The following is an 11,028-nucleotide window of genomic DNA, read 5'->3' on the forward strand; positions in this document are numbered from 1 at the left end:
CATGGCCTGTGCAGAACTCGAAGCGCTCCGACTGGCGCTCCTGAACATCACCGGAACGACCGACGAACACGCGAAGCGACACGCCGAAGCCGAACTCGAAGACTACCTCGGCGACGCCGACCCCGGCCCGATTCAGGCGCTCGCGAACGCGACCACGCTCGACGAGGCCCAGCGACATCTCGACGCCGCGCTCGTCGACCTCGAAGCGGAGGCGACGCGAATAGACGACGACGACCCGCAATCGGGCTACCTTCGGGGACGACTCGTCGCCGTCCGCGACGCCGAGCGGTCGCTGCGCCGCATCCGCGAGGGAGCCGATGCGTTCCTCGACGACCTCGGGGAGGCGCACCACACGCTCCACGACGCCTTCCCCGTCGAGGACTGACTCCCGATGGCACCGTCCCCACTCACGGCCCGCCGCGATCTCGGGGAAGTCGAGCCCGCGAGCAGCCGCCACAACTGGGCTCGCTCCGCGGTCGAAGCGACCGACGACGCCGTCTTCGTCGGGACCGCGGACAGTCGCGTCATCGCGCTGGAGGCTGCTGCCGATTCCGCACCCCACGCCGGCGAACGTTGGCAGGCGCGCGGCGAGCACTCCGTGGTGTCGATGACCGCCACCGACGACTTCCTCGTCGTCGGTGAGCGTGGCGGCGACGGGCTGGTTCGCGTCCTCGACGCCGAGACAGGCGTCGCCCGCTGGACGTACGCGACGGCCGACGACGTGGGCACGGCAACGAAGGACTCGCTGTTCTTCCGGCCGTACGTCGTCGACCTCGCGGTGACGGGCGACAGAGTGGTCGTCGCCGCCCGGCGCTACGAGCGGGACGGCGAGGACCGGGTCTGGCGGAGCGTCGTCCTCGGGTTCGACCGGGATGGCCGACTCGCGTGGCGCAGACGCGTCCACGCGTCGCCCATCGCGGTCGCTGCCGACGGGGACCGCGTCGCCGTCGCGTACAACCGCTGTCCGAATCCCGAACAGGACGGCCTCGTTCTCCTCGACGCTCACTCCGGAGCGCGGGTCGCGTCGTGGGACCCCGACACCGACGGGGACCGACGCGTCGGCGACGTGGCCTTCGCGGACGACGCGCTGGCCGTCGCCAGCCACGGCGACAAACGCGGCTATCTCCTCGATTTCGACGGGGAGACGCGGTGGCAACTCGACCTCGCGACCGAGCGCCGCGTCGGCGACGAGACCGTCTACGCCTATCCGAACCACGTCTGCGTCGCCGACGGGACCGCCGTCTTCGTCACGGGGAACACGTTCGCCGAGTCGACCCGCGACCCGGACGCGCGACATCCCGACGAACACACCGCGGTCGGCGTCTCGGTCGACGGGGGTGACCGCCTGTGGACCCGCGACACCGGCGGATTCGCACGGGCGGCCGTCACTACCGACTCGCGGGTGTTCGTGCCGTCCGCCCAGCACTTCCGGGACCGAGAGGCCGAGCGCCACGGCGTCCACGTTTTCGCCCCCGACGCGGGGCACGTCGAAACGATGGGACTCCCCGGCATCCCGACCGCCATCGCCGCGGGTGGAGGCATCCTCACGGTGGTCGAAGAACCAGTCGAGTACCACGACGAGGGCGTCACTCGCGGGGCGTACCGACTCCACACGCGACCGATTCGATAGGAGCACACCATGCGAAAAGAGACGACCGACCCCCGACTACTGCCCGTCCACGGAGCGCGCGGCTTCGGCGACACGCTCGGCCGACAGGTCGGACAGCGGGATGCGCCGCGCGCCCGTCTCGGAGACGAGGATGTCGGTCACGCCGATACCGTCGTCGCCGGCGTCGACGACGACGACCGAGGTGTCTGTGGTGGCGAGATTCCGCGCCGCCGACCGAGTCTGTCCGGTCGGGCTGCCGTCCGCGACGTTGGCCCGGCCGTCGGTCACGACGACGACGAGCGCGGCGTCGGCATCCGAGCGGTCGATGACCCGACTGGCGGCGTCAAGTCCCGAGGGAAGCGGCGTCCTGTCGCCCGTCGGGAGTTCCTTCAGGTGCCGCGCCGCCAGCGTCACGCTGTCGGTCGGCGGGAGCAACACCTCGGCGTCGTCGCCCGCGACCGCGACGAAGGCGACCTCGTCGCGCTGTTCGTAGGCGTCTTCGAGGAGCGACAGCACGGTTCCCTTTGCCCGCCGCATGGCGGCGCGCATCGACGCGCTCGCGTCCACGACGAACACGACGAGCGTCTCGGCCGATCCGCGGGCGACTGCGGTTCTAAGGTCCGACCGGGTGACGTGGGAGCGCCCGGCCGAGGCCGCGGCCCGGACCGAGGCGGGAACGTCGATGTCGTCGGTCTCGGTCGCCGGTTCGGTCCGCACCCGCGAGCCTCGTCCCTGCCGCGACTCCCGAACTGCGGCACGGCTCCCGTCACCGGGCGTCTCGGCGTCAAGGGACGAGTCCTCGACCGGCGGTCGCTCGGCGTCGCCGATGGCCGCCCGGCTCTGTCCGGGGAGAAGCGGCGTTGCTTCGTCGGGGTCGTCGCCTCCGGAGTCGTCGGGGGCATCCGAATCGTCGGTATCGCCATCTTCGGGGGTGCTGTCTTCCGAACCACCGTCTTCGGTTCCGCTCTCGTCGGCTCCGCCGACTTCTCCACCTCGGTCGTCGCCGCCGGCGTCGTCATCCCCAGTATCGGCGTCGGGAGCCTCTCGCGCGGCGTCGTCGTCCTCGTCGGAGCTCTCGCCTTCGCCTTCACCCCGCTCCTCGCCACTTCCCCCCTCTCCTCCGTGACTATCGCCGTCGTCGTCCCGGTCCGCCTCCTCGTCGAAGTGGTCGTCGAGCACGTCGTCAACGTCCGGGTCGTCGTCGAACGGGCGACTCTGCAGTCGGTGGGGGAGCGCGAGCGCGGCCGCCTCGCGCACGTCGCCTTCGAGGACTTTCGTCCGGCCGTCGAGCGCCGCGAGAGTGCGGGCCGCGCGGGCGATGGCGATGTCGGCTCGGTGGCCCTCGACGCCGGCGTCGACGCAGAGTTCGGCGATGTCGCGCTTGAACTCGACCGGGAGCGCGACCGAGTCGAGGCGGTCAGTCGCCTCGCGAAGCACGGTTTCGAGCGCCGCGGTCTCCTCGCGGTGGGCGTCGTCGACCGTCTCCGGGTCGTCGCTACCCGCCAGCGCCCGGTCGATAATCTCCACGCGGTCGTCGATGTCGCGGCTCCCGACGACGGTCGACTGGAGGGCGAAGCGGTCGCGGAGTTGGGGGCGGAGGTCGCCCTCCTCGGGGTTCATCGTCCCGACGAGGGTGAACTCGGCGGGGTGTTCGACGCTCACCCCGTCGCGCTCGACGCGGTTGACGCCGCTCGCGGCCGCGTCCAAAAGCAGGTCGACGAGGTGGTCGTCGAGGAGGTTCACCTCGTCCACGTAGAGGATGCCGCGGTTCGCGCGGGCCAAGAGCCCGGGGTCGAACGACGCCTCACCGTCGAGCGCGTCGGCGACCGAGAGCGTGCCCGCGACCCGGTCGCGAGTCGCGCCGAGCGGGAGCGTCACGAGCGGGACCGACCGGCGCTCGACCGCGGGGTCGTCGCGGGTGCGACACGAGTCGCACTGGCGGACCGGGTCGTCCGGGTCCGGCGGACAGCCGTACGGACAGCCAGCGACGACTTCCTGTTCGGGCAGGAGATTGGCGAGGGCGCGGACCGCGGTCGACTTCGCGGTTCCCTTCTCGCCGCGAACGAGGAGTCCGTCGAGGTCGTCGTTGGCTCCGACGGCCAACAACGCCCGTTTCAGTTCGTCTTGCCCGACGATAGCCGAAAACGGCAGCATCTGAGTCGTCATCGAATACGAAATCGTACTTGCAGTAAGACAATAACACTTTATCAATGACACCGACAATCGGACTGTACACAGCGACCGAAAACGAGTTGGGCGCGGTCCAGCGGGCCGCGCGCCGACTCGACGGAATCGACCTCGTCGTCCGCTCCGCGAGCGACTTGGACGACGTGACCGACGCGGACGCCTTCGTCGACGAGTTGGAGTCGGCGACGGCGGCCGTTTTCTGGCTCCACGGGGCCGAAGACAGCATGCCTGGCTACGACCACGCGGTCGAACGACTCGAAGCGGCGGGCGTGCCGCTCGTCGTCAAGGCCACCGGCGACGCCTTCGCGCGCCGGGACACGACCGTCGCCGCCGCGGATCGCGAGCGCGTCTGCGAGTACCTCGACCGCGGCGGCGCGGTGAACGTCGAGAACCTCTGTCGGTTCCTCGCCGCCGAGTACGCCGGCGTCGAGACCGAGGTCGACGACCCGGTCGAACTCCCGACAGAGGGCGTCTACCACCCCGACTACCCCGGCGTCGAGTACGACGAACTGCTCGATACGCACGACCCCGACAAGCCGACCATCGGCGTCTGGTTCTACGAGTCCCACTGGACGCACGCGAACACCCGGTACGTGGACGCGCTCGTGGAGCGACTGGAATCGGTCGGCGCGAACGTCCTGCCGGCGTTCTGCAACCCCGCGACCGACGAGGAGGGACAGGAGAACGCCGAATGGGTCGCGCGGAACTGGTTTTCGGACGACGACGGCCCCGTCGTGGACGCCGTCGTCAGCTCCTTCATGTTCTCGCTGTCGATGAGCGAGCGCGGCCGCGACGCCGACGACGAGGGCGCGGACGCAGAAGACGTGTTCCTCAGCGAACTCGGCGTTCCCGTGTTGCAGGCAATCACGACCATGCGCTCTCGAAGCCGATACGAATCGAGCGACACGGGCGTGATGGGCTTCGAACTCGCGCTGTCGGTCGCACTCCCGGAGTTCGACGGCAACGTCATCACCCATCCCATAAGCGGGAAAGAGCGGATGGAAGACGAAGCCGGCGTCGGAAGCGCGCCGAAACAGCACTTCCCAATCGATGACCGCGTGGACCACGTCGCCCGGCTCGCGGTCAACTGGGCGCGGCTTCGCCACCTGCCGAACGACGAGAAGAACGTCGCAGTCGTCCTCCATAACTACCCGCCGAGCGACGACGGCATCGGGACGGCCTTCGGGATGGACAGCCCAGAGAGCACGGTTAACCTCCTCTCCGAACTCCGGAGTCGGGGCTACGCCGTCGGCGACCTCCCCGCGGACGGACAGGCGCTCATCGACGACCTCACCTCGCAGTTGACCCTCGACGACCGCTGGGTCGCCCCCGAGGACGTGCGGGACCTGAGCGTCGACGTGGTGTCTCCCGACCAGTACGCCGACTGGTTCGCCGACGCCGACGACCGCTTCCGCGACAACATCGTCGAGGAGTGGGGCGACCCGCCCGAGCGACCCTTTGCGATTCCGGGCGTCGAGTTCGAGAACGTCCTCGTGACCGTCCAGCCCCCGCGCGGGTTCGGGATGGACCCCTCGAAGGTGTACCACGACTCGGACCTCCAGCCGCCGCACGACTACGTGGCGTTCTACGCGTGGCTCCGCGAGGCGTTCGAAGCCGACGCCGTGGTCCACCTCGGCACCCACGGCAGCCTCGAATGGCTCCCCGGCAAGACCGTCGGCCTGAACGGCGAGAGCGCGCCGGACCAACTAGTCTCTGACCTCCCGAACGTCTACCCGTACATCATCAACAACCCCGGCGAGGGGACGCAGGCCAAGCGCCGGTCGTACGCGGCCATCGTGGACTACCTCACGCCGGTCATGCGCACCGCGGGGACGTACGACGACCTCGCGGACCTCGAAGAACTCGCCCGCGAATACCGCGAGGCGGGCATGGACGAGGCCCGTCCCGAACGCGGCGACCAGCTCCGCGAACTCCTCGTTGACGCAATCGACGACCTCGACCTCGCGGTCGAACTCGGATTCGAAGACACCGACGCAATCGGCGACGCAACCGGTGACGCGGATGCCGATGGCGGCACCGAAGCCGTCGAGTTCGACGAACTCGTCGAGCGCGTCCACGAGTACCTGACCGACGTGAAGACGACGCAGATTCGGATGGGCCTCCACACGATGGGCGAACCGCCCGAGCGCGACCGACTCGTGGAGTACCTCGTCGCGCTCACCCGCCTCCCGAACGCCGACACGCCGAGCCTCCGCGAGAGCGTCGCGGGCGTCATGGGCGTCGACTACGACCGGATGCGAGACGAGCCGGGGACGTACGACGACGACCTCGGGATGTACCTCTCGGAGGCCGCAGACCGCGTCTACGACCAGTGCGTCGAACTGGTGTCGGCCCTCGCCGAACGCGACTTCGACGTGCCCGAGTCGGAAGTCGACGCCGACCCCGACGACGAGGTGAACATGAACCTGCTCGTCGTCGATATCGACCAACTCGGCGACGCGCGGGCGAAACGTGGCGCGCACGACGACCTCCGTGAAGTGCTCGCGTTCATCTGCGACGAGGCAGCCCCGCGGGTCGCGGCCGCGGAAGCCGAGATTCCGCAGACCGCCGACGCCCTCGACGGCGAGTACGTCCGCCCCGGTGGCTCCGGCGCGCCGACCCGCGGCGGGGTGGACCTGCTTCCGACCGGGCGGAACTTCTACACGCTCGACCCGCGGAAAGTCCCGGCCAAGCCGGCGTGGAGCGTCGGCGAGCGCGTCGCCGAGGGCGTCCTCGAGCGCCACTACGACGACCACGGTGAGTACCCCGAGGAGTTCGGGGTCGTCGCGTGGGGGACGCCGACGGTCCGGACCCGCGGCGAGACCATCGCGCAGGTGCTCGCGTTCATGGGCGTCGAACCGGTGTGGACCGACGCGGGCCGCGTCGACGACGTGGAGCCGATTCCACTAGAGGAACTCGACCGCCCCCGAATCGACGTGACAACCCGCGTCTCGGGGCTGTTCCGCGACGCGTTCCCGCAGGCCGCGAGCGTCGTCAACGACGCCGTCGACGCGGTGGTCGAACTCGACGAACCCCACGAGCTGAACTACGTGAAAAAGCACGTCGAGGAGGACGCCGCCGAGTTCGAATCGGAAGGCGTCGATGCCGACGAGGCGGAGAAACTGGCCAAACACCGCGTGTTCACGACGACGCCCGGCGGCTACGGCGCGGGGACGAACAAGGCCGTCGACGAGGGCGAGTGGGACGACCGAAGCGACCTCGCCGACGTGTTCGTCCAGTGGGGCGGCTACGCCCTCGGGAGTCGCGGCCGGGTGACCGAAGCTCATGACGCCTTCGAGCGCCGCTTGAGCGGGGTCGAAGCCACGGTAAAAATCGAGGACACCGCCGAACAGGACGAGTTCGACTCCTCCGACTGGTACGCCTTCCACGGCGGGTTCGTCTCCGCCGTCGGCGAGATTTCGGGGAGCGACCCGGCCTCGTACGTCGGCGACTCCAGCGACCCAGACAACGTCAACGTCTACACGAACGAGGAGAAGGTCCGCAAGGCGATGCGAGCACGCGTCCTCAACCCCGACTGGCTCGACAGCATGGAGGAACACGGCTACAAGGGCGCGGGCGACCTCTCGACCACGGTCGATGTCGCGCTCGGCTGGGACGCGACCACGGGCGTCGTCAGCGACACGCTCTGGGAGCGTCTCGCCGACGCCTACGCCTTCGACGAGGACCGACAGGAGTGGCTGCGCGACGTGAACCCGTGGGCGCTCGAAAGCATCACCGCAACGTTCCTCGAAGCCATCGACCGCGACCTGTGGGACGCCGACGGCGACGTGCGAGAGCGACTGCAGGACATCAACCTCTCCGTCGAAGGCGACCTCGAAGCGAACACGACGAACGCGATGACGCAGACCCAATCCGATGACTGAACGAGACGCCTACGCCGACCTCGGCGCGACGACCCGGGACGCGATGGACATCGCGGAGACGAGCATGGACATCGTCCGGACGTTCGTCCCCGACGAGACGCTGAACGACCGACTCCGACAGAAGGCGGTCCACTCGACCGGCGATATCGAGTTCCAGCACCTCCTTCGCTGTCAGAACGACCCGGTCGTCGCGGGCGCGAGAGCCGTCCTCGACGAACGACCCATCGTGACCGACATCACGATGGCGAAAGCCGGCATCACCGGCCGCGGTCACGACTGCCCGGTGCGGAAGGCAATCGGCAACGGCGCCGAACTCGCCGCCGAAACGGGCATGACCCGGACCGCGGCCGCGGTGCTCGAACTCGACAAGGAGGGCGTCTACGACGGCGCAATCGCGGTCGTCGGCAACGCGCCGACCGCCGCGTTAGCGCTCTGCGACTGCATCGAAAACGGGACCCGACCGGCCGCCGTCGTCGCGACGCCCGTCGGCTTCGTCAAGGCAGAAGAGAGCCGAAAACGCGTCCGTGAAATCGCCGACGAGTACGACGTGCCCGCGGTGACGAACGTCGGAAAGCGGGGTGGGAGCGGTCTCGCGGCCGCGCTCACGAACGAGTTGATTCACGTCGCGAGCGACGTTCGCAACGGCGACGAGGACCTCGCGGACCATGAGTGAGGACGACCCGTACGACCTCGATTCGGGGCCGGACCCGGCGACGTTCGCCGCGGCCGCGCCCGAACCGAGCATCGACGGAATCGACGGGGGCACTGGGGCCGCCGACGGTACCGAGGCCACCGACGCACCGGTCTACGCAGTTGGCGTCGGCCCCGGCAACCCGGAGTACCTGACACCTCGCGGGCGGCGGGCGATTCGGGAGGCCGACGTAGTCGTCGGCTTCGAGACGGTCGTCGACTTCGTGGCCGACGAGACCGACGCCGACCTGTTCACCTGCGGCTACGCCGACGAGGCTGACGCGCTGGCCGAGTTCGGCCGGCGCGTCGCGGCCGGCGAGCGTGGGACGGCGGTCCTCATGGGCGACCCGAACCACTCGGGCTACCAGTTCCTCGGGAAGGTCCAGCGGGCCGTCGAGCGACCGGTACGAGTGATTCCGGGCATCTCGTCGCTCCAGATAGCCGCGAGTCGCGCCCGGACGCCAATGGAGGACACGCGGTTCGTCACGCTCCACAAAAGCGGGTCGCTCGACGCCGACCTCGACCGACTGGCCGAGGCGGTCGGCGAGCGCCACCTGCTCGTCCTACCGCGACCGTTCGACTGGATGCCGGGCGACATCGCCGAGTTCCTCCTCGACTCGGGTGCGGACGAGTCGCTGGACGCCCTCGTGCTCGAACACCTGACCCACGACGACGAGCGAATCACCCGAACGACGCTCGGTGACCTGCGCGACTCGGCCGGCGGGAGCGGCCCCGACTCGACGCCGTACTCGGACCTCTCGGTCCTCGCCGTCAGAGCGCCCGTCGAGGTGACCGACTGAGCCACCTCGCACGGCGGTAGTTAGGCTCGCCTAAATTTCGAAGACGTTTTAACTATTTAGGTAAGCCTAAAAGACATGGCAAACGACGGACACAGCGGTCGAGAATCGACGCGGCGTGAGTACCTGCAGTACGGCGGCGCGGTCGTCGCGGGCGGGCTGCTCGCGGGTTGTACCGGCAGCGGCGGGTCGGAGACGACGACAGAGTCCGAGGCCGAGACGACCACGGCGACGGCGACCGAGACGGCGGCAGAGACGGAAACCGAGACGACGACCGAGGCGTCGGAGTCCTACTCGGTGTCGATAGAGCCGGTCGGCGAGGTCACGTTCGACTCGGTCCCGGAGACGTGGATCGCGAACAACGGCAGTTGGGCCGACATGGGCATCGCGCTCGGCCTCGACGCGCCGATGGGCGTCTGGCTCCCCGGCCGGTACCACACGCAGTACTACGACGAGATTCCTGACGTGAGCGTCGACAAGTCGTCCATCCGTCAGCTGTGGGGCGACAGCGGCGTCGGCAAAGAGCAGTTCTACGACATGAACGTGGACGTGCACGTCGCCGACCCGAACTTCCTCCTGAACCGCGGCCAGTGGAGCGAGGACGATATCGAGGAGATCAGCACGCAGGTCGGCCCGTTCTTCGGTAACAGCATCTTTTCGCGCGGCTACGCGTGGCACGAGGACTACCGCTACTACAGCCTCTACGAGGCGTTCGAGAAGCTCGCACAGGTGTTCCAGCGCGAGGACCGCTTCGAGGCGTTCGAACAGGTCCACGAGGAGTTCCAGGCGAACCTCGCGCCGGTCGTCCCCGTGCAGGGCGAACGGCCCTCGGCCGCCGTCGTCTGGGGCGGCGGCGACGAGCCCGAGGAGTTCTACCCCTACATCATCGACGAGGGGACGAGCTTCAAGCACCTCAACGACCTGAAGGTCAACGACGCGCTCGCGACAACCGACGTGAAGGACTTCTACAGCAACCGCGGCGCGGTCGACTTCGAGACGCTCCTCGAGGTCGATCCCGAAGTGCTCCTCCTGCGCGGACAGGAAGCCAAAAGCCGCGAGGAGTTCCAGAACACGGTCATCTCGTTCATGGAGAACCACGAAGTGGCGAGCGAACTCACCGCCGTCCAGAACGACGACGTCTACCGCGCCGGCGCGCTCTACCAGGGCCCCATCACGAACCTTGTCGTGACGGACCGCCTCGCACAGACCCTGTACGACGCCGACGAGCGCCTGTTCGACGCCCAGCGCGTCAGCGACATCGTCAACGGCAACCTGTAGTTCGGTCCCGCTTCGCGGCCCCGCTTTTCCCGTTTCGCTCCACCGTCGAGCGGCACGTTCCGCCAGAATTCTTATATATTTTTAGGCTAGCCTAAAACCATGGCAACCAGCCGAGATACCGGACGGACACCGGCGGCCGACGCGGCCCCGGACGACCGCGCCGCGTCAGCGACGTTGCACAGTTTCCTCAACTGCTACCTCCACGAAATCGGCGGTCACGAGGTCGTCGACGCGGCCGAGACACCGCTTGAAACGGACTGTGGGCAGGGATTTCGACTCTCCCTTCCGGAGCAGAGTATCGAGGTGTTCGTGCCGCTTTCGTACTATTCCGCCGGGGACCGACACCTGTTCGGCGGGCCCGGCGTCTCCGTCCTTCCGGACGGTCGGGTCCTCGGCCTCGACTACCTCCGGCTTGCGCGATTGCTCCTCGAAGAGCTATCGCTCGCTCGCGACGCACCGGGCGCGGTGGACGAACTGCTCCTCCGGGTCGTCGAGAGCTGTCGGAACACCGCCCGCGCGGTCGAGGCCCGCCGCGGCGACGAGGAGCGACTGTACGGCTTCGACACCACCTTCCGCAACGCGG

At 68.7% G+C, this 11,028-nt stretch carries 7 protein-coding genes and 1 pseudogene; 7 read left to right on the forward strand and 1 reads right to left on the reverse strand.

All coding sequences use genetic code 11. From position 1 onward, the window contains the following. Window position 1 precedes the first annotated feature (1 nt). Together NKF06_RS01200 and NKF06_RS01205 are read left to right on the forward strand one after the other, a co-directional pair. Entirely contained in the window at window positions 2-385 is a 384-nt protein-coding gene (locus NKF06_RS01200; RefSeq protein WP_042664700.1) for a DUF3209 family protein, read from the forward strand. 6 nt (window positions 386-391) lie between these two features. Next, entirely contained in the window at window positions 392-1,630 is a 1,239-nt protein-coding gene (locus NKF06_RS01205) for a PQQ-binding-like beta-propeller repeat protein (protein WP_253244268.1), read from the forward strand. 36 nt (window positions 1,631-1,666) lie between these two features. Here the strand turns inward: NKF06_RS01205 and NKF06_RS01210 are convergent, their stop codons facing one another. Then, window positions 1,667-3,775, reverse strand: a complete 2,109-nt coding sequence (locus NKF06_RS01210) for a VWA domain-containing protein (protein WP_253244269.1) — start codon at window positions 3,773-3,775, stop codon at window positions 1,667-1,669. A gap of 44 nt (window positions 3,776-3,819) precedes the next feature. On the opposite strand from NKF06_RS01210, the gene cobN reads away from it, so the two are divergent. The 5 genes and pseudogenes from cobN to NKF06_RS01235 all read left to right on the forward strand — a co-directional run. After that, a complete protein-coding gene (gene cobN / locus NKF06_RS01215) occupies window positions 3,820-7,680 on the forward strand; it encodes a cobaltochelatase subunit CobN (RefSeq protein WP_253244270.1) in 3,861 nt (1,286 codons plus the stop codon). After that, window positions 7,673-8,353: a precorrin-8X methylmutase gene (locus NKF06_RS01220; RefSeq protein WP_253244271.1), complete on the forward strand. Its 681-nt coding sequence runs from the start codon at window positions 7,673-7,675 to the stop codon at window positions 8,351-8,353. Before cobN ends, NKF06_RS01220 begins: the two co-directional genes overlap by 8 nt. Further along, window positions 8,346-9,170, forward strand: coding sequence for a cobalt-precorrin-7 (C(5))-methyltransferase (locus tag NKF06_RS01225; protein WP_253244272.1), 825 nt, complete (start codon window positions 8,346-8,348; stop codon window positions 9,168-9,170). Before NKF06_RS01220 ends, NKF06_RS01225 begins: the two co-directional genes overlap by 8 nt. 75 nt (window positions 9,171-9,245) lie before the next feature. Further along, complete coding sequence (locus tag NKF06_RS01230) at window positions 9,246-10,445, forward strand: ABC transporter substrate-binding protein (RefSeq protein WP_253244273.1); 1,200 nt, start codon at window positions 9,246-9,248, stop codon at window positions 10,443-10,445. A gap of 99 nt (window positions 10,446-10,544) precedes the next feature. Next, a pseudogene (locus NKF06_RS01235) lies at window positions 10,545-11,028 on the forward strand (IucA/IucC family siderophore biosynthesis protein); the annotation flags it as partial.

The organism is Haloferax sp. AB510 (assembly GCF_024136985.1).
Lineage (GTDB): Archaea > Halobacteriota > Halobacteria > Halobacteriales > Haloferacaceae > Haloferax.